This window comes from Erythrobacter sp. R86502 (genome assembly GCF_042466465.1).
Lineage (GTDB): Bacteria > Pseudomonadota > Alphaproteobacteria > Sphingomonadales > Sphingomonadaceae > Erythrobacter.
This window is the reverse complement of sequence record NZ_JAXHCJ010000001.1, coordinates 954,882-974,583: the sequence shown is the minus strand read 5'-3', so window position 1 is coordinate 974,583 and position 19,702 is coordinate 954,882. Positions and strand designations below refer to the sequence as shown.

Below are 19,702 nucleotides of genomic sequence, written 5' to 3'. Positions count from 1 at the left end.
GTGTCACACACCCCTGATCCGTTTGGCGTAATGCGCGGCGACAAAGCAGACGAGAGCGGCGATTGAGGCGCCCTCGGATGGCAGATTGCGAACGCTCTCATTAGCAGTAAGGCCGTCATAAAAGCCTTCGAAAAAGGGCAGGAAAACTAGCCAGCTGATCGCGCCGAGGAATCCGGCATTGGCGCCCGCTGTCCAGAGCGAGCGGATCCACTCATCCGCGTCGCGCGTGCTGTACATGAACACCACTGCCAGCGCGCCGAAGGTGAAACCGATGAGGGCAAAATCCTTCGGAATCAATTCGGATGCGGAAAGCAGCACCACGATCAATGCCGCGGCGGCCACGTGATTGAGCACAAGGTGCATCTGACCGTAGCTGCGCGGCGAATGCGGGTTTCCGGGAAAGCTCATGACTTCTGGCCTTTTGGCTGAATTGGAAGCGGGTATGGCCGCGGTGTAGATATGAGGGTTGGCCGCGTGCGTCAGGCCAGAACCAACGGTGCACCGGCTTCATGCAAGGCGGTCAAACCGGTGGTTTCGTCGGTTGAAATCGGGGCCGTGACGATCGCCGTCATCACAAGCGCGGCTACAGCAGCGAAAAAGTTGGTCTTGACGTTTTGCATGGCGAATTTCCTTGAACAGAAAATTAGGTAACGGGTTTGTCATGTGTCTCGTCAACCTTCCCTATTGTCAGGTTGTCCTGACTTTATGTCGTGATTCGCTGACTATGTCAACACTACCTGACTTTGTGTCGTGCTGACGTGACCTGAGCCGTCCGCATCTAACGCAATGCTGCGCCGCGGCATTGACGCTTTCGGGGTGTTCGGCCATTGCCAGCCGCCATGAGTTCTCAGACCCTTTTCACTGCGCCGACCCGCGATCCGGCGCATTCGTTTCAGGACATGATTCTGACGCTCCACGACTTTTGGAGCCAGGCGGCAGGCTGCGTGATTCTGCAGCCCTATGACATGCGCATGGGGGCCGGCACGTTCCACACCGCCACCACGCTGCGTGCGCTGGGGCCGGAGCCATGGAATGCCGCCTTCGTGCAGCCCTGCCGCCGTCCGACCGACGGGCGCTACGGGGAGAACCCCAACCGGTTGCAGCATTATTACCAGTATCAGGTGATCCTGAAGCCGAGCCCTTCGGACATTCAGGAGCTTTACCTCAAAAGCCTCGCGGCGATTGGCATCGACCCGCTGGCGCACGACATCCGGTTTGTGGAAGACGACTGGGAATCGCCGACGCTGGGCGCTTGGGGGCTGGGTTGGGAGGTCTGGTGTGACGGGATGGAGGTTACCCAGTTCACCTATTTCCAGCAGATGGGCGGTTTCGATTGCAAGCCGGTCGCGGGAGAGCTGACCTACGGGCTCGAACGCCTTGCCATGTACATCCAGGGCGTCGACAACGTCTATGATCTGGCGTTCAACTCTGCCGGGGTCAGCTATGGCGACGTGTTCCTTGAGAACGAACGCCAGATGTCGAAGTGGAACTTCGAGGTCGCCGACACCGACGCCTTGTTCGATCTTTTCGCCAAGGCCGAGGCCGAGTGTCGCAATGCCCTGTCCGCTGACGTGCCCATCGCCGCCTACGAACAGGCGGTTGAGGCAAGCCATGTCTTCAATCTGCTTCAGGCACGCGGCGTGATTTCGGTACAGGAACGGGCCAGCTATATGGGCCGGGTGCGCGATCTGGCGCGCTCTTCGTGCGAGGCTTACGCCGCCAAGATGACGCCCGAATGGGAAGCGAAGTATCCCGGATGGAGTCTCGTCTGATGGCCGATTTTCTGTTCGAACTGCGCTGCGAAGAAATCCCCGCCCGGATGCAGGCTGGCGCACGCGCCGAACTGGATAAGCTGCTGCGCCGCGAATTGCAGGCAGCAGGTGTCGCCGCGGGCGATCTTGCCATCTGGTCGACCCCGCGGCGTCTTGCGCTGATTGCACGCGGACTGCCGCTGGCGACCGAGGCGGTCAACGAGGAAGCCAAGGGCCCGCCCGAAGGTGCGCCAGATGCCGCGATTGACGGGTTCTGCAAGAAGAACGGCGTGACCCGCGATCAACTGGAACTGCGCGATGTGAAGGGCCGGATGACCTGGTTTGCGGTTATCGAAAAGCCCGGCCGCGCCGTCAGCGATGTTCTGGGCACAGCAATCCCTGCGATCATCCGCGACTTCAGCTGGCCCAAGTCAATGCGATGGGGCGCGGAGTCCATCGCCACGGATAGCCTGCGGTGGGTGCGTCCGCTGTCGGGCATCGTGGCTCTGCTGGATGGAAAAGTGGTGCCATGCGCCGTCGGCACAATCGCTGCAGGGCGTGAAACGTTCGGCCATCGTTTCCACGCGCCCGGCGCCATCACCATTGACGGCGCTGATGATTATGCCGCCAAACTGCGCGCCGCACATGTCATCGTCGACCATGAAGAACGCGCCGCCATCATCCGCGATGGCGCAGCCAAGGCCGCAGCCGATGCAGACCTTACGCTGGTTGCAGACGAAGGTCTGGTGATCGAGAACGCAGGTCTCACAGAATGGCCCGTGCCGCTGCTGGGACGTTTTGACGAGAGCTTCCTCGACGTGCCGCCCGAGGTCATCCAGCTGACCGCGCGGGTGAACCAGAAATATTTCGTGTGCGAGAACGCAAGCGGGGAATTGGCGAACGCGTTCATCTGTACCGCCAATATCGAACCGATTGATGCAGCCGTGGTCGTCGACGGCAATCGCAAGGTCCTTGCTGCGCGCCTTTCGGATGCGCGCTTTTTCTGGGAGCAGGACCAGAAGGCTTCGCTCGCCGAACACGCGAAAAAGCTTGAGCGGATCACCTTCCACGAAAAGTTGGGCACCGTCGCCGACAAGGTGGATCGCGTTGCAAAGCTGGCGCGCTGGTTGTGCGAAGCGGGCGTTGTCTCTGCCGATCCCGCACTGGCCGAACAGGCTGCACGCCTGTCCAAAGCCGATCTGGTCACCGAAATGGTCGGAGAATTCCCCGAATTGCAGGGGCTTATGGGCGGTTATTACGCCGCGAAGGAAGGTCTGCCGCGACAGGTTTCTGACGCGATCCGCGATCATTACAAGCCAGTCGGGCAAGGTGATGACGTCCCGACCGCGCCGGTGACGGTGGCGGTGTCGCTGGCAGACAAGCTGGATACCATGCGCAGCTTCTTTGCCATCGACGAGAAGCCGACCGGATCGAAAGACCCCTTCGCGCTGCGCCGCGCCGCGCTCGGCATCATCCGTCTGATCACCGAAAACGGTCTTCGGATGGGGGTTGGCGAAGGCGACCTCCTCGATTTCTTCGCCGACCGCCTTAAAGTTCAACAACGCGAAGCGGGCATCCGACACGACCTGATCGATGCGGTGTTCGCGCTCGGCGGCGAGGACGATCTCGTCCGCCTGCTCGCCCGCGTCCATGCGTTGCAAGCCTTCGTCACCACCGAAGACGGCACCAACCTCCTCGCAGGCTACAAGCGCGCGGCCAACATCCTCAAGAAGGAAGACTGGCGCGGGATCGAAGGCGAAATTGCGCACACCGGCGAAGAAGACCCGTTGGCCGGAGTGGATGATCCCGATCTGGCCCCGGTGATTGCGGCCAAGATGGCCGAACGCCATGCAGCCGCTTCGGCGCTTTCCTACACCCCCGAACCGGCGGAAAAGGCGCTGATCGACGCGCTTGCCGATGCTGCACCCCGCGCTGCGGAAGCGGTGGAGGTGGAACGGTTTGCCGACGCGATGGCCGCGCTTGCCACCTTGCGCGCTGCTGTTGACCGGTTCTTTGAAGAGGTGATCGTCAACGCCGAAGAGCCTGAAAAGCGGGCGGCGCGCCTTGCGCTGCTCGCCGCTTTCCGCGACGCGGTTCATACGGTCGCGGACTTCAGCCGGATCGAGGGATGATTTCGTTTCCTGGACTGTGTCTCATGTGTATCACGGTTCAGCCTTGCTACGCCCAAGCTTAACAGGATGACGTAAAGTGCAAACAGTCTATCCCTTTGGCGGAAACGCCGTGCATGACGACAGCCGCCAGAAGGACAAGACCGTGACCGGGGGCAAGGGCGCCAACCTTGCTGAAATGGCCAGCATCGGCCTGCCTGTTCCTCCGGGTTTTACGATTACCACCGAAGAATGCGTGGCATATCTGTCCGATGGTGCCGATTTCTCCGATGGATTGCGAGACGCGGTTGCAGCCGCGCTTGCGCATGTCGAAGCAACGGTGGGCAAGCGGTTCGGGGATGCGAAGGATCCGCTGCTGGTGTCTGTCCGTTCGGGCGCGCGGGTTTCAATGCCGGGGATGATGGACACGGTTCTGAACCTCGGTTTGAATGATGCGACCGTGCAGGGCCTTGCCGCATCAAGCGGGGATGCACGTTTTGCCTGGGATTCGTACCGCCGTTTCATCCAGATGTATTCCGACGTGGTTCTCGGAATCGATCACGGACTATTCGAAGAGGCCCTCGAAATCGTCAAGGAAGACAAGGGCTTTTATAACGATACCGAGATGACTGCTGAAGATTGGCAGGCGCTGGTCGGCCAGTTCAATGCGATCGTCGAAGACGAACTGGGCCGTCCATTTCCGCAGGACGTACAAGAACAGCTGTGGGGCGCGATCCGCGCCGTGTTCGACAGCTGGGATAGCGACCGCGCCAAGGTCTACCGCCGGTTGAACGACATTCCGGGTGATTGGGGCACCGCGGTCAACGTGCAGGCGATGGTGTTCGGCAACATGGGCGACACCAGCGCAACCGGGGTCGCCTTCACCCGCGATCCCGCCACGGGCGCGCGCGCCTATTACGGCGAATACCTGATCAATGCCCAGGGCGAGGATGTGGTGGCCGGTATTCGCACCCCCCAGTACCTGACCAAGAAGGCGCGCGAGACTGCCGGCGCAAAAGCCCCTTCGATGGAAGAGGCGCTTCCGCAGGCCTATGGTGAACTTGCACGGGTGTTCGACCTGCTGGAACTTCATTACAAGGACATGCAGGACATTGAATTCACGGTAGAACGTGGAAAGCTTTGGATGCTTCAAACGCGGTCCGGCAAGCGTACGGCGAAGGCCGCGCTCAAGATGGCGGTCGATATGGTGGCCGAGGGCCTGATTGACGAGCGCGAGGCAGTGCGACGGGTCGATCCAATGGCGCTCGACCAGCTGCTTCACCCGACGCTTGATCCCAAGGCCGAACGTAACGTGCTGACCACAGGCCTTCCCGCATCACCCGGTGCGGCCGCGGGCAGGATCGTGCTTGATGCCGACACCGCTGAACAATGGGCCGGACGCGGAGAGAAGGTAATCCTGGTGCGGGTTGAAACCAGCCCGGAGGACATCCACGGGATGCATGCGGCGCAGGGCATTCTGACAGCACGCGGCGGGATGACCAGCCACGCAGCGGTGGTCGCCCGCGGGATGGGGCGGCCGTGTGTCTCCGGGGCCGGGGCGGTGTCGATTGACCGCAACAGCCGGACGCTGCGCATCGGATCGACCGAGCTTAAGGAAGGCGATTCCATGACGCTTGACGGGGCGACCGGCCAGGTCATGCTGGGGATCGTGCCCACGGTCGAACCTGAACTTGCAGGCGATTTCGGGACGCTGATGGTGTGGGCCGACAAGCTGCGCCGCATGAAGGTGCGTACAAACGCCGAAACGCCCGAAGATTGCCGCATGGCGCGCCAGTTCGGCGCCGAAGGCATCGGGTTGTGCCGCACCGAACACATGTTCTTTGAAGCCTCGCGTATCTCGCTGGTGCGCCAGATGATTCTGGCGGATGACGAAGCGGGCCGCCGCCGTGCGCTGGAGCAGTTGCTGCCCGAACAGCGCGCAGATTTCACCGCGATCTTCGAGGTCATGGCCGGCCTGCCCTGCACGATCCGGTTACTCGATCCGCCCCTGCACGAGTTCCTGCCGCACGCGGATGAGGACTTCGCCGAACTCGCCGATGCGACCGGGCTGGGGGTGGATCACCTGAAGCGCCGAGCAGACGAACTGCACGAATTCAATCCCATGCTGGGCCATCGGGGATGCCGCTTGGGGATCACCTATCCCGAAATCTACGAGATGCAGGCGCGTGCCATTTTCGAGGCGGTGTGCGCGGTGAAGGCTTCATCGGGCGAGGCGCCTTTACCCGAAATCATGATCCCCCTGGTCGCGACCAAACGGGAGCTTGCAATCCTGCGAGTGCTGATCGACCGCGTGGCCGAGGCCGTGTTTGCCGAAGTCGGCACAAAGGTCGACTATCTTGTCGGGACAATGATCGAATTACCCCGTGCGGCGTTGATGGCTGGCGAGATCGCCGAAGAAGGCGCGTTCTTCAGCTTCGGGACGAATGATCTGACACAGACCACGCTGGGCGTATCGCGCGATGATGCGGCGCGGTTCCTGAGTGTCTATGTCGACAAGGGCATCTTCCCGCGCGATCCTTTCGTCAGTCTGGATATCGACGGGGTCGGGCAGCTGGTCGAACTGGCAGCCGAGCGCGGTCGCAAGACGCGGCCCGACATCAAACTTGGCATCTGCGGTGAGCACGGGGGCGATCCGGCCAGCATCGCCTTCTGCGAAAAGGTCGGCCTCGATTACGTCAGTGCCTCACCTTACCGCGTGCCGATTGCGCGGCTCGCCGCAGCACAGGCCGCACTGCACCGCGCCTAGGTTCCTGCCAGCGATCGCCGGCCGGTCAGCGTGATGATCTCGAAGGTCTCGGCGGTCTTGCCATCGGCATCGGCGCGCGCCGCAAAGGCTGCGCGGGCGCGGCCCAAGGCGGCTTTGCCCAGCGCCGCGGCCGGGTGCGCCAGTGCATTGCCGAGCCCCTGATCGCGCAGGTCAGCGACCAGTCGGCCAAGCGTTGCATAGCGCACGGTAAGCCGGTGGGTATCGACCACCGGATCCTTCCACCCAGCCCGCTGAAGCAGGCCCGGTGCGGCGCGCGGATCGACCAGCGGATGAATGCGGGCCGCGGGGCGCTCAGGCTCGGCAGCGATCATCGCGTCCCGCAACGCTGAAAGGCTCTGCCCGCCGATGAAATGCGCCATCACCAGGCCGCCCGGGGCCAAGGCGTTGCGCAGATGGATCAATGCCCCCGGCAGATCGTTCACCGCGTCGAGAAGGCCCAACACAACGATGAGGTCGAAGCCTGATGAGGGGTAGGGCAGTTCAAGATTGAAGTCGGCGCCTTCGTCAACCTGCGCTTCGGGGCCGGAGCGAATGGTCTGCGCCAAGGTGCTAGTCGGATCGCCAAGCACCAGCGCGCGCGAAGGCGCATGGCGAAGGAAGGCCAGCCGTTCGAGCGTGTCCTCGATCATGTCGTCAGCCACAAAGCGCGCCGCATCGGGAAAAGCCATCCGCGCACGCGCCCTGGCGAGACGGTGTGCCCGCCGCTGTGCGCTGAAGATCGAAGGGATTGTGGGAGTGCTCATTACCCGCGCCCTGCCGCGCTTGCCAGCCAAGTGCAAGCCGTGCGACACACTCGATGTGGTTGCGGTCGCACGCCTTGCCCGACATCTCGTTCCGGTTGTCGATGTCCTTTACCCGCCGCGTTGTCCGGCTTGCGGAGACGCGATTGCCCAACAGGAAGGTCTTTGTGTAGAGTGCTGGGCCAAGCTTGCCATCCCGTCGCATGTCGAACACGCGGGCGACGTTGTCCCTGTCTACGCCGCGACACTGTACAACGACACCTCGCGCAAACTGGTGCTTGCCTACAAGCATGGGGGGCGAATTGGCTTGTCGCGGATGCTGGGCCGAATGATGGCGTCCGTGCTGCCAGAGCCGCTTTCAGGTGCCAGCCCAACCATACTCGTCCCCGTGCCGCTTCATCGCTGGCGCTTATGGCAGCGCGGCTACAATCAGGCCGCTTTGTTGGCGAAGGAATTGGCGCAGATGGGCAAGGGCGACGTGGTTCTGGATGCTTTGTTGCGGCACAGGCGTACGCCCAATCTGGGCGGGCTTGGGAGGGACGCGCGAGAGCGCTTGTTGAGAGATGCCATCAAGTTCAACGTTGTACGCGCAAGAAGTGTCGCGGGGCGTAATGTCGTTGTTGTCGATGATGTTCTGACCAGCGGGGCAACATCCCGCGCTTGCATCGCGGCGCTTACCGATGCCGGGGCCGCTTCTGTCGCTGTCGCATGTTTTGCGCGGGTCGAGCATGATCATCTGAACGATGATACAAAAACATAACGCCCGGGGCCATTACGACCCCGGGCGCCACGTGACGAAACGGTGCGGATCCACCCTTGCGGGCCGAGGCAGCGACCCCCTAACTTCGCTGCCGGGATCCAATCCCTATCGTTCGACCGGTCGCGCTGACACCCCGTTGCCAGTATGCGGTCCGGTCACCCCCTGAACCTGACACCGGGCGATGCCATTGTTCGAGTTACGACCCCCTTGCGAAAGTCCTGCGCTCTCTTTCCCACCCTGTTGCATCAGACGGAAGGCTTAACCGCCTGGTTCTGCATTTTTTGCAGCGGCCTGTTGTCTGTGTGCAACAATCATCGCATGAGCGCCGCGAAAGCGACATTTTTTGCGCATCGGGATGAGCCTGTACGCATCGCTTGTTTATTCGGAGCTGCGCAGTGACTGGCGACAACCTTACCACACAGGAACGCGAAGGCGGTACGGTCTTTGCGCCCAAATTCGACGCATTGGGCTTGTTGACCGCAGTCATCATCGATGATTCGGATGGCAAGGTGCTGGTGGTAGCGCACATGAACACACAGGCGCTTGAGGCCACGATCGAAACAGGGAAGGTTCATTTCTGGTCGCGATCACGCGCGTCCCTGTGGATGAAGGGCGAGACGTCGGGCAATGTATTGAACGTAGCGCAGATTATGGTCGATTGCGATCAGGATGCTCTTGTCATTCGCGCCATTCCCGCAGGGCCGACCTGTCATACCGGGGCGCAAAGCTGTTTTTACCGGCTTCTGGATACAGAATCAGGATCACCGGTGCTAAAGCAGGTCTAACTTGACGCTCACGTAAACGGAAGGTATGAGCGTGTGCATGGCAACCGTTCCAGCATCCGCCGCATCGCACTCTCACAAAAGCAGCGCTACCAAGGTCGGCGGCGAGGCGCGTCGCAATGGCGCGCATCTTGACCGACCTGACGTGCATGAACGTGAACAGTTCACGATTTCCGATCTGACATCGGAATTCGGCTGCACGGCAAGGGCGTTGCGCTTTTACGAGGATGAAGGGCTGATCAATCCGGCCCGGGTCGGTCTCACCCGCGTGTATTCAAAGCGTGACCGCGCGCGTCTGGCCTGGATCATGCGCGCCAAGAATGTCGGTTTCAGCCTGACCGAAATTCGCGAGATGATCGATCTTTATGATCTTGACGATGGCCGGGTCGAACAGCGCCGCGTCACGATTGAAAAATGCCGAACGCACGTCGCCAAACTCAAGGCGCAGCGTGATGATATCGATTCATCGATCAAGGAACTTACCGATTTCGTGGCCGAGATCGAAAAGCTCGATCTGCGTTGAGCCGACACGACCAAATCCACCCCCACAGAACGCTCACTAAAGGGATCATGTGATGCCGACCTATACCGCCCCCACCCGCGACACCCGTTTTGTCGTCAACGAAGTGCTTGACCTGGCAAGCTATGGCAATTTGCCCGGCTTCGAGAATGCCACGCCCGACATGATTGACACGGTCATCAACGAAGCTGGCAAATTCTGCGCCGAAGTGCTCGCACCGGTCAACCAGGCGGGTGACGAACATGGTTGCACGCGCCATGAAGATGGCAGCGTCACCACCCCGCCTGGGTTCAAGGAGGGGTATCAGGCCTATGTCGAAAGCGGTTGGGGAACGCTTGCGCAGCCCGAACAGTTCGGCGGTCAGGGGCTGCCGCATGTGCTGGGCTTCGTCCTTGAAGAGTTCAGCGGCACAGCCAATCAGGCATTTGCCATGTATCCGGGGCTGACTGCGGGCGCGATTTCGGCGATTATCGCCAAAGGTTCAGATGAGCAAAAGGCCGCCTATCTTCCCAAGATGATTTCAGGCGAATGGTCGGGCACCATGAACCTGACCGAACCGCATTGCGGCACCGATCTCGGCATGATCCGCACCAAGGCTGTGCCCAATGGCGATGGCACTTATGCGATTACCGGGACGAAGATCTTCATCTCCGCTGGCGAGCATGACCTCACCAGCAACATCATCCACCTGGTGCTCGCCAAAACCCCCGGCGCGCCTGACAGCACCAAGGGGATTTCGCTGTTCATCGTCCCCAAGTTCATCCTTGATGAAAATGGCGAACCAGCAGCGCGCAACGGCGTGACGTGCGGTTCAATCGAAAAGAAAATGGGCATCCACGGCAATGCGACCTGTCTGCTCAACTACGATGGCGCCACCGGCTACATGGTGGGCGAGGAAAACAAGGGTCTGGCCGCAATGTTCATCATGATGAACGCGGCGCGTCTTGGCGTTGGTATCCAGGGCTATGCGCAAGCCGAAGTCGCCTACCAGAACGCGGTGACCTATGCGCTCGATCGGCGTCAGGGCCGTGCTTTGGGCGGTCCGGCTGAACCGGAAGCCAAGGCTGATCCGATCTTCGTTCACCCCGACGTGCGGCGGATGCTGATGGACGCCAAGGTGTTTACAGAAAGCATGCGTGCCCTGTGCCTGTGGGGCGCCCTGCAGGTCGATCTGACGCACAAGGCCCAGACGCCTGAAGAACGCGAGCAAGCCGACTTGCTGATCGGGCTGATGACCCCGGTGATCAAGGGTTACGGCACCGACAAGGGCTATGACATCGCCACCAACATGCAGCAGGTCTATGGCGGGCACGGCTACGTCAAGGAATGGGGCATGGAGCAGTTCGTGCGCGATAGCCGCATCGCGATGATCTACGAAGGTGCGAACGGCGTGCAGGCCATGGACCTTTGTGGACGCAAGCTGGCGGCCGGCGGCGGGAAGGCTATTCAGGCGTTCTTTGCGATGATCGATGAAGAAATCGCGGCGGCCAAGCAGGTTGCCGAGTTGAAGGACGTCGCTGAACGCCTTGAAAAGGCGCTTGCCGAACAAAAGGCAGCGACCATGTGGTTCATGCAGAACGCGATGGCCAACCCCAATCATCTGGGGGCAGGCGCGCATCACTACATGCACATCATGGGCATCGTGACGCTTGGCTATTTCTGGCTGAAAATGGCGAAGGTTGCCGTGAATGCGCTGGCCGGCACCCCTGAAGATCGGGAGTTCTATGAAGCCAAGATCGTTTCGGCCAACTACTATGCCACGCGCTTCCTTCCCGATGCGGGCGCCCTGCGGCGCAAGCTTGAAGCTGGCAGTGATTACATGATGAAGCTGCCGGCAGAAGCATTCGCCACTGCCGCCTGACCGGCTTGCCGATCGGCTAATTGATATGGGAGGGGGCCGTCATGCTTGGACATGGCGGCCCCTTTTTTCGTTCGTTCGCTATTCAAAGCGGCCCATCATCCGCTGCGAACTGACCTTCACCTTGATACCCGATGATGCAGATGCGGCCGCGGGGCGTTCCCATAAGCTTGCCGAATTTCGAGACACGGGCCGCGGCTTGGCCGATGTGGAGACGGGCTTTGAACCCGGCTTCGAAGCCACGGGCGCGGGTACTGACGTGACAATCGGCGCAGGGTCCACTGCGGCAGGTTGTGGCAGTGGAGGTTCGGAGTCGGGTTCGGGCGGCGCTGACTGCGGAACTTTGGCATCTGCCAATTCAGCAGGGGCTGCCATTTGCGCCGTAACGGCAGGCGGTGGCGAGGCAGGGGCCGCAGCAGAAGTCGGGCTGGGTTCTTCTGCCGTGCCGGACAGGATCTGATCTGCCACTTCCTCGATCGATCCTACCACTAACAGCGGTTGACCACCGACGATCCCCACACTGGTCTGTCCGTTTTCGGCCGTCCGCAACCACGCGACGTTTTCAGCCACGACAAGATAATTGCCGCCGCGCGAATTGAGCTTGATGAATTTCATGGGCGGCGCTTCCGGAACAGGTACGCAAAACAGCGTGAGGATTCTCTTCCGATATTACGCCGGCACGGTTAAGGAATCGCTTTACTCCACCGGCAGGAAATCTGGGACCGACAAGTAACGTTCGCCCGTATCGTAGTTGAAACCCAACACGCGGGCGCCTTCTGGAAGCTCGGGCAGCTTGTTGGCAATCGCTGCCAGTGTGGCGCCCGACGATATCCCGACAAGCATGCCTTCTTCGGCCGCAGCCCGGCGCGCCATGTCCTTGGCTTCCTCAGCATCGACCGCGATCGCTCCGTCAATCGCACTGGTGTGCAGATTGCCCGGGATAAAGCCTGCGCCAATGCCCTGTATCGGGTGCGGACCGGGTTGGCCGCCATTGATGACAGGCGAAAGGGCAGGTTCAACGCCATACGCCTTCATCGTGGGCCAATGCTTTTTCAACGCTTCGGCGCACCCTGTCAGATGGCCGCCCGTTCCGACACCGGTGATCATCACATCAATGGGCGTATCGGCAAAATCGGTAAGGATTTCCTGTGCAGTGGTGCGGGCATGGATCGCAGGGTTGGCCGCGTTGTCGAACTGGCTTGGCATCCAAGCGCCCTCTGTCTGTTCGACCAGTTCCTGCGCGCGTTCGATCGCGCCCTTCATGCCGCGTTCGCGCGGGGTAAGGTCAAAGCTTGCTCCGTAAGCGAGCATCAAACGCCGCCGCTCAATCGACATCGATTCGGGCATGACCAGCACCAACTTGTAGCCCTTCACCGCAGCAACCATGGCAAGTCCGATGCCGGTATTCCCGCTGGTGGGTTCAACAATCGTGCCGCCCGGTTTCAGCGCGCCGCGTGCCTCGGCATCTTCAACCATGGCAAGTGCAATGCGATCCTTGATCGACCCGCCGGGGTTCGACCGTTCGGACTTCACCCAGACCTCATGATCGGGGAACAGCCGCGAAAGGCGGATGTGGGGTGTGCGTCCGATGGTGGCGAGGATGTTGTCAGCCTTCATGTCGATACCTCTCGTTTGAGCTCTGCTGGCTCGAAGCTGCGGGCGCGGCGCAGTTCCGGGAAGTACCACGCCCATACCAATGTCACGAATATCGCACCCGCTCCGCCGAATACAACCGCACCGGTGGTTCCGAGGATCGCAGCGGCAAGACCGGATTGCATTTCGCCCAACTCGTTCGAGGCTGATACCGCCAGACCCGAGATTGCCGATACCCTGCCGCGGCGATCATCGGGCGTGAACAATTGGACAAGCGATGATCGGATGAAGACCGACACCATGTCCACCGCGCCCATTGCCGCCAAAATCGCAAGAGACAGCGCAAAGCTGCGCGAAAATGCAAAGGCGATTGTCAAAGCGCCAAAGCCGGCAACCGCCCAAAGCATTTTCACGCCAACTTCGCGTTCGAGCGGCCGGAAGGACAGGATCAGGGCCACGCTTGCCGCGCCGAGCGCAGGTGCCGCCCGCATCAGGCCAAGCCCTTCTGGCCCCACGAACAGGATATCGCGGGCAAATACCGGAAGAAGCGCTGTCGCCCCTGCCAGCAGCACCGCAAACAGATCCAACGTGATGCATCCCAGCAGAAACCGTTCACGCCAGACATAAATCAGGCCCTCGACGATCTGTTTCAGGGGCTTAAGACGGGCACCTTCATGCACCGCCTTAATGGGGCGGACAGTCAGGATCATCAGCATCGAACCCGCGAGCAATGCTGCCGATATCGCGTGCGGCAGCCACATCGTTCCCGCATAGATGACCCCGCCAACAGCAGGACCGGCAACGCTGGCGACTTGCCAGGCGATCGAAGACAAGGCGATGGCGCGTGGCAACAGCGGCGGGGGCACGATGTTGGGCGCAATCGCGCTCATCGCCGGACCAACGAAAATGCGGGCTGCGCCATGCATGGCAGCCAGTGTAAAAAGGATCGGGATTGTTAGCGCATCCTGCCAGGTCGCCAGCGCCAGCACCGCTGCAACGCAGGCATCGATCCCGTTCGCAAACGCGGCAACATGGCGGCGATCAAACCGATCCGCAGCCAGCCCGGCCACCGGTGTCAGCAGGAAAAGCGGAATGAATTGCACCAGGCCCAGCAAGCCAAGCTGGAAAGATGCCTCGGCCACGCCCATTCCGTAATCTTCGCGGGCAACTTCATAGAGTTGATAACCCAGCAGAACGACCATCGACATCGTGGCAAACACCGCCATGAAGCGAGCAAGCCAGAAACGCCGATAATCGCCGATCTGAAGCGGAGAGGTTGGTTCGGTCACTTGCGCGCCATGGCAGGACGCGAAGCTGCTGCCAAGCTGCCGATGGGTGCGAAGATTTAGCTTCGGCTATCGCTGTCGGCGCAGGCGCGGGTTGGGCTGAAGTTCATCGATCAGCGCAGCAAAATCATCAAGCCTGATGATCCGTTCAAACTGGAAGCCAGCGCGGTTGTCGCGGGTCCAGATGACATAGGCTTCGATCCGTCCCACGACCGGCAGACGGATGATGATCCGATCGCCCCGCTGCAGTTGCGGCGCATCGTCCACCATGAAACCGTGCGCAGATAGATTGCACACATGAAGATGAAGGTCGCCATGCACGAAATGCTCGACGATTGCCGGATAGTCGACAGGATGCCGCGCGGCACGCCGCAAATCTGTTACGCTGAGATTGGCTCCACCCGGCACGTATTGCGATCCTTCCATCCCTTGGGTTGCATCAAGGAATGAAGGAGAAACGCTGACAATTGGTAAAAATGCTGGAGTTAGCGTTGCACCAACGCGTGGCGTTTCTTGCCAAGGCTGAGCCGAAGCGTCGCGCCTTCTGCAGGAAGCACCAGCATTGCCGGGTCCGTCACGGTTTCCCCGTCCAGCTTTACCGCACCTTCGGCCAGCTTGCGTTTCGCCTCGCCGCCCGATGCGGTCAGACCTATGGCAGTCAGCAGCGAAGCCATCCGCATGCCTTCATCGCCGACAGCCAGCGTGGGCAGATCTTCGCCCGCGCCGCTTCCGGCAAAGGTTTCCCGCGCCGTGGCTTCGGCACGCACCGCCGCATCGGTACCGCGAACAAGCGCCGTCACCTCATTGGCGAGCGTCGTTTTCGCCGCATTTATTTCCGCACCTTCAAGCGCTTCGAGGCGTTTGATCTCATCCATTGGAAGATCGGTAAACAGGCGGAGGAATTTGCCCACGTCGCGGTCATCGACATTGCGCCAATATTGCCAGAAATCGTAGGCAGGCAGCTGATCTTCGTTCAGCCAGACTGCGCCAGCAGCCGTCTTGCCCATCTTGCCGCCATCCGCTGTCGTCAGCAGCGGGGTGGTGAGGCCGAAAAGCTCGGCACCGTCCATTCGGCGGCCCAATTCCATGCCGTTGACGATATTGCCCCACTGATCGCTGCCACCCATCTGCAACCGAACGCCAAGTTCGCGAGACAAGTGCCTGAAATCGTACCCTTGCAGGATCATGTAGTTGAATTCGAGGAACGTCATTGGCTGTTCGCGTTCAAGCCGCAGCTTGACCGAATCGAACGTCAGCATCCGGTTGACGGTGAAGTGAGTGCCGACCTGCTGCAGCAATTCGATGTAGCCAAGCTGACCCAACCAGTCGTGGTTGTTGACCATCACCGCATCGGTTGGACCATCACCGAACGTGAGCAGCTTGTCGAACACCGTAAAGATTGATCGGATGTTGGCTTCGATAACATCGTCAGTCAGCATCTTGCGGCTTTCGTCGCGTCCGGTCGGATCGCCGATCCGCGTAGTGCCGCCGCCCATCAGGACGATAGGTTTGTGCCCGGTCTGTTGCAGCCGGCGCAGCATCATGATCTGCACCAGCGATCCGATATGCAGCGACGGCGCGGTTGCATCGAACCCGATATATCCGGGCACGATCTGCTGGGATGCAAGCGCATCAAGCCCGGCAGCATCGGTCAGCTGGTGGATATAGCCACGCTCATCAAGCAGGCGGAGAAGGGCGGAATCGTAAGTGCTCATCACAGGAGCGCTTAACAGCGGTGACAGGCGACGGGAAGAGACTTGCCCGGCAGCAGAGTGAAAGGCATGACAGCAACATGCACCCGCTCATGCTTCACCAGACCTGCGATCTGGGACCGATACGTGCCGTAACCGCATCCGTAACGCTGACGCCGGAAGGCTGCGAAGCGGAATTTCGTCTTGATGGGTATGTGCCACACATCGTCGTTCCGCCAATTGCCCGGGCCGAACGGACGGACAATCTCTGGAAAACGACGTGTTTTGAGATCTTCTGGCAACCGATCGGGCAAGCTGGCTACCGCGAATTCAATCTTTCGCCATCAGGTCGCTGGGCCGCGTACGATTTCAACGCCTTTCGTGAAGGCATGAGAGACGCGCCAGTCGGCTCGGTTGCAATCACGTGTTCCCACGATTCAAACGGTTTGACGCTCAAAGCCGCCATCGCCGCGGAGTTGAAAACGCCGGCGCAAGTGGCCTTGAACGCTATTGTTCAACATGCCGATGGCGGAATGCAGTATTGGGCCATGCACTTCCCGCCCGGCCGGCCAGAGTTTCATTCCGAAGCCTGCCGACAGATCATCATCGAACGTTAAGTCGATACAGCGCCCCGACCAAATGGCCCGTTCAGTTGGACGATCCTGAGGTTGAGCGCGCACGCAAAGCTCACCCAGATGAAATAGGGCACGTTGAGCCACCCGACAAAGCTGTCACCCACAAGCCGCGGCAGAACAACCATCAGGCTGGTGACGGACAGCCACAGCAGCACGTTTTCGCCCATGGCCCAGTCAGGCCGCTTCAATTTGAAAAACAGCGGCGACCACAGGAAATGCAGCACGAAGTTCGCGATGAACAAGGCCCACACGCCGTTCAACGCTTCGGGCGTGGGTGCGGATGTCAGGCCGATGTAAAAACTCCAACCCGATAGCGCGAGGATTACAGTCCAGGCGGGGCCGAACAGCCAATCAGGCGGTTGCCATGGCGGCTTGCGCAAATCCCGGTACCACTGACCGATGTCGGTCAGCAGCCCCCCCGCACCGCCCAGAATAACAGCCCATCCGGCAGCGATCAGGGCGGGGGTCCATTCAATGTCCATGATCGCCTAACCCTGTCACGTACCCCAATGTTCCCGGCACAACGCAAAGCGTTTGCGTTTGGTCTCCCACTGATCCAACGCTGATCGCATGAAGACAGGTATCGACCGGCTTTTGGCCGACCCCGAACTCCTCGGCAAACTGAAGGGCCGCCGCGTTGCTTTGGTAGCGCATCCCGCCAGTGTCACCGCTGATCTTGTGCATAGCCTTGATGCTCTGATTGCAGCGGGCGTTCCAGTGAACAGCGCCTTTGGTCCGCAGCACGGTCTCAAAGGGGACAAGCAGGACAATATGGTGGAAACCGCGGATGAAATGGACCCGCGGTACGGCATCCCGATTTTTTCGCTCTATGGTGAAGTGCGGCGGCCGACCGGACAGATGATGTCCAGCGCCGATGTCTTCCTGTTCGATCTGCAGGATTTGGGCTGCCGCATCTACACCTTCGTCACCACACTGCTGTATCTGCTTGAAGAGGCTGCGAAGGCGGGCAAGGAAGTTTGGGTGCTCGATCGGCCCAATCCCGCTGGCCGCCCCGTCGAAGGCACGTTGCTTGTTCCGGGGCAGGAAAGCTTTGTCGGCGCTGCCCCTATGCCAATGCGGCATGGTCTGACCATGGGGGAGATGGGCCAATGGTTCATCGAACATTTCAGTCTCGACGTTGCATACAAGGTGGTCGCAATGGAGGGGTGGCGTCCCGATGAAGCTGGCGGCTTTGGCTGGCCGACATCACGCCTCTGGATCAATCCATCGCCCAATGCCGCCAATGTCAACATGGCGCGCTGCTATGCCGGGACCGTGATGCTTGAAGGCACAACACTGTCGGAAGGGCGCGGCACCACCCGCCCGCTCGAAGTGTTGTTCGGCGCGCCTGATATCGATGCAGGCGGTGTGCTGAAGGTGATGAGAAAGCTTGCGCCGGAATGGCTGGAAGGTTGCGCCATACGGGAATGCTGGTTCGAACCGACCTTCCACAAGCATGCAGGTAAGCTTTGCAATGCATTGATGATCCACGCGGAAAGCGTATATTACGATCACGGCGCATTCAGGCCATGGCGGCTGCAAGCGCTGGCTTTCAAGGCGATCCGGCTGCTTTATCCCGACTATCCGCTGTGGCGCGATTTTCCTTACGAGTACGAGCTGGATCGGCTTGCGATTGACGTCATCAATGGCGGTCCGGGCTTGCGTCAGTGGGTCGATGACATCGCAGCGACGCCGGACGATCTTGACGCCCTGACGTCACACGATGAAGCGGCCTGGATTGCGGAGGTTAAACCGTATCTACTTTATTGATTGGCGTCATGGCGGCACGATAAATTCCGTTTGAAGCACAAGAGGATGGCGGGCAAACCGCTACCATTGGGAGAGAAAACAGCATGGCAACCACGGCGGACACTGCGTCCGGATCGCAATCCGTCAGGGTCACCTTGTGGATCCTGCTGATTGTCTACATTTTCAATTTCATCGATCGACAGATCGTCAACATCCTTGCCGAACCCATCGCTCGTGACCTCGATCTATCCGACACGCAAATCGGGCTGATGACCGGACTTGCTTTTGCGCTGTTCTATACGGTGCTGGGGCTGCCGATTGCCCGATATGCTGACCGGCCCGGCACCAACAGGCCGCGCCTGATCGCAGTTGCGCTGGGTCTTTGGTCGCTGATGACGGCAATGTGCGGGCTGGCGCAGAACTTCGTTCAGTTGCTGCTCGCCCGGATCGGGGTGGGGGTGGGTGAGGCTGGCTGCACGCCCCCTGCACATTCGCTTATCAGCGATATGGTGCAACCCGAAAAGCGCGCTTCGGCGCTGGCATTCTATTCGCTGGGCATCCCGGTCGGCACGCTGCTGGGCATGATAATCGGCGGGACTTTGGCTGATTTTGTAGGTTGGCGCGAAGCCTTCCTGATTGTCGGCTTGCCGGGAGTGGTGCTCGCGCTGGTGGTGTGGTTTGTACTGAAAGACCCCCGGCGCTCTGACGCTGCGGCCATTTTGCGGGCAAAAAACCCGGCCCCCGCCTTGCCGCTGCGGCAGGCATTGGCAGAAGTGATGGGGTCGCGGGCCTTCGTGTTGCTTTTATGCGCAGGGTCTTCGGCCGCCTTCCTGTCCTATGGCAAAACCACTTGGACCACGATCTTCTTCCAGCGCACGCATGATCTTTCGCCCGGGCAGGTCGGTCTTTGGTTTGGGCTGTTGGGCGGCGTTGCCGGCATCCTGGGCACATGGGGCGGAGGGTATCTGGCGGATCGCTTTGGTGCCAAGAGTTGGCGTCACGTGCTCAGCGCACCGGCGATCGGCATGACGATCGCGGTGCCGCTGGCGATCCTGGCCTATCAGGCGCCAAGTTGGCCCTTGGCTCTTGCTTTGCTGTTCCTGCCCACGGTTTTCAATTCGTTGTATTACGGGCCAACCTATTCCGCCGCGCAGGGGCTGGTGCCGCTGCGGGCGCGAGCAATCGCCGCAGCCGCGTTGCTGTTTTTCCAGAACCTGATCGGGCTAGGTCTGGGCCCGTTGTTCTTCGGCATGTTGTCGGACTGGTTGCAGCCTACATATGGCGAAGAGTCGGTGCGTTACGTGCTGTACGGCGCGGCACTACTAGGGCTGATACCGGCATTCTTCTTCTGGCGTTGCAGCCTGCACCTTGATGCAGAGCTTGATCGGCAAGGGTGACACCAAGGCATCGGCATCAAGTGTGCCGATGCCTTGGCATTCTT

General features: G+C 60.5%; 19 protein-coding genes. 10 read left to right on the top strand and 9 right to left on the bottom strand.

The window, feature by feature from the left end:
• Positions 1–3: 3 nt before the first annotated feature.
• Both SJY33_RS04640 and SJY33_RS04635 read right to left on the bottom strand, forming a co-directional pair.
• Positions 4–408 (bottom strand): hypothetical protein, encoded by a 405-nt coding sequence (locus tag SJY33_RS04640; protein WP_379921421.1) that lies wholly within the window; start codon positions 406–408, stop codon positions 4–6.
• Between the two features lie 71 nt (positions 409–479).
• Entirely contained in the window at positions 480–620 is a 141-nt protein-coding gene (locus tag SJY33_RS04635; protein WP_379921420.1) for a hypothetical protein, read from the bottom strand.
• A gap of 219 nt (positions 621–839) precedes the next feature.
• Here SJY33_RS04635 and SJY33_RS04630 point away from each other — a divergent pair, with 219 nt between their 5' ends.
• The 3 genes from SJY33_RS04630 to ppdK all read left to right on the top strand — a co-directional run bounded on the left by SJY33_RS04630 (position 840) and on the right by ppdK (position 6,626).
• Positions 840–1,772, top strand: a complete 933-nt coding sequence (locus tag SJY33_RS04630) for a glycine--tRNA ligase subunit alpha (RefSeq protein WP_379921419.1) — start codon at positions 840–842, stop codon at positions 1,770–1,772.
• Positions 1,772–3,883 (top strand): glycine--tRNA ligase subunit beta, encoded by a 2,112-nt coding sequence (gene glyS, locus SJY33_RS04625; RefSeq protein ID WP_379921418.1) that lies wholly within the window; start codon positions 1,772–1,774, stop codon positions 3,881–3,883. The genes SJY33_RS04630 and glyS overlap by 1 nt, the downstream gene beginning before the upstream one ends.
• 76 nt (positions 3,884–3,959) lie before the next feature.
• Positions 3,960–6,626, top strand: a complete 2,667-nt coding sequence (ppdK, locus tag SJY33_RS04620) for a pyruvate, phosphate dikinase (RefSeq protein ID WP_379921417.1) — start codon at positions 3,960–3,962, stop codon at positions 6,624–6,626.
• Here ppdK and SJY33_RS04615 read toward each other — a convergent pair.
• The gene (locus SJY33_RS04615) at positions 6,623–7,390 is read right to left on the bottom strand and encodes a methyltransferase domain-containing protein (protein ID WP_379921416.1); all 768 of its coding nucleotides are present in this window, start codon (positions 7,388–7,390) and stop codon (positions 6,623–6,625) included. The genes ppdK and SJY33_RS04615 overlap by 4 nt on opposite strands.
• Between SJY33_RS04615 and SJY33_RS04610 the strand changes: the two genes are divergently transcribed.
• The 4 genes from SJY33_RS04610 (at position 7,383) to SJY33_RS04595 (ending at position 11,310) form a co-directional block, all read left to right on the top strand.
• Complete coding sequence (locus tag SJY33_RS04610) at positions 7,383–8,147, top strand: ComF family protein (protein WP_379921415.1); 765 nt, start codon at positions 7,383–7,385, stop codon at positions 8,145–8,147. The two genes, SJY33_RS04615 and SJY33_RS04610, sit on opposite strands and share 8 nt — an antisense overlap.
• A 395-nt stretch (positions 8,148–8,542) precedes the next feature.
• Complete coding sequence (hisI, locus tag SJY33_RS04605; RefSeq protein ID WP_379921414.1) at positions 8,543–8,932, top strand: phosphoribosyl-AMP cyclohydrolase; 390 nt, start codon at positions 8,543–8,545, stop codon at positions 8,930–8,932.
• 37 nt (positions 8,933–8,969) lie between these two features.
• Positions 8,970–9,452: a MerR family DNA-binding transcriptional regulator gene (locus tag SJY33_RS04600; protein ID WP_379921413.1), complete on the top strand. Its 483-nt coding sequence runs from the start codon at positions 8,970–8,972 to the stop codon at positions 9,450–9,452.
• Positions 9,453–9,504: 52 nt separating this feature from the next.
• Positions 9,505–11,310, top strand: coding sequence for an acyl-CoA dehydrogenase C-terminal domain-containing protein (locus tag SJY33_RS04595; protein WP_379921412.1), 1,806 nt, complete (start codon positions 9,505–9,507; stop codon positions 11,308–11,310).
• A 78-nt stretch (positions 11,311–11,388) separates the two neighbouring features.
• On the opposite strand, the gene SJY33_RS04590 is transcribed toward SJY33_RS04595, so the two are convergent.
• The 5 genes from SJY33_RS04590 to tyrS form a co-directional block, all read right to left on the bottom strand.
• Positions 11,389–11,922: a hypothetical protein gene (locus SJY33_RS04590; RefSeq protein WP_379921410.1), complete on the bottom strand. Its 534-nt coding sequence runs from the start codon at positions 11,920–11,922 to the stop codon at positions 11,389–11,391.
• 81 nt (positions 11,923–12,003) lie between these two features.
• Positions 12,004–12,924, bottom strand: coding sequence for a cysteine synthase A (gene cysK, locus SJY33_RS04585; protein ID WP_379921408.1), 921 nt, complete (start codon positions 12,922–12,924; stop codon positions 12,004–12,006).
• The gene (locus SJY33_RS04580; protein WP_379921407.1) at positions 12,921–14,189 is read right to left on the bottom strand and encodes an MFS transporter; all 1,269 of its coding nucleotides are present in this window, start codon (positions 14,187–14,189) and stop codon (positions 12,921–12,923) included. The genes cysK and SJY33_RS04580 overlap by 4 nt, the downstream gene beginning before the upstream one ends.
• Before the next feature lie 66 nt (positions 14,190–14,255).
• A complete protein-coding gene (locus SJY33_RS04575) occupies positions 14,256–14,594 on the bottom strand; it encodes a PilZ domain-containing protein (protein WP_379923519.1) in 339 nt (112 codons plus the stop codon).
• Between the two features lie 77 nt (positions 14,595–14,671).
• Positions 14,672–15,901 carry a tyrosine--tRNA ligase gene (gene tyrS, locus SJY33_RS04570; RefSeq protein ID WP_379921406.1) on the bottom strand — a complete coding sequence of 410 codons (1,230 nt, stop codon included), beginning with the start codon at positions 15,899–15,901 and terminating at the stop codon, positions 14,672–14,674.
• 20 nt (positions 15,902–15,921) lie between these two features.
• Between tyrS and SJY33_RS04565 the strand changes: the two genes are divergently transcribed.
• Complete coding sequence (locus SJY33_RS04565; protein ID WP_379921405.1) at positions 15,922–16,494, top strand: hypothetical protein; 573 nt, start codon at positions 15,922–15,924, stop codon at positions 16,492–16,494.
• Here SJY33_RS04565 and SJY33_RS04560 read toward each other — a convergent pair.
• A complete protein-coding gene (locus tag SJY33_RS04560) occupies positions 16,491–16,994 on the bottom strand; it encodes a TspO/MBR family protein (RefSeq protein ID WP_379921403.1) in 504 nt (167 codons plus the stop codon). The genes SJY33_RS04565 and SJY33_RS04560 overlap by 4 nt on opposite strands.
• Positions 16,995–17,082: 88 nt before the next feature.
• Here SJY33_RS04560 and SJY33_RS04555 point away from each other — a divergent pair, with 88 nt between their 5' ends.
• Together SJY33_RS04555 and SJY33_RS04550 are read left to right on the top strand one after the other, a co-directional pair.
• The gene (locus tag SJY33_RS04555; protein WP_379921402.1) at positions 17,083–18,282 is read left to right on the top strand and encodes an exo-beta-N-acetylmuramidase NamZ domain-containing protein; all 1,200 of its coding nucleotides are present in this window, start codon (positions 17,083–17,085) and stop codon (positions 18,280–18,282) included.
• 83 nt (positions 18,283–18,365) lie between these two features.
• Positions 18,366–19,658 (top strand): spinster family MFS transporter, encoded by a 1,293-nt coding sequence (locus SJY33_RS04550; RefSeq protein ID WP_379921401.1) that lies wholly within the window; start codon positions 18,366–18,368, stop codon positions 19,656–19,658.
• Positions 19,659–19,702 lie beyond the last annotated feature (44 nt).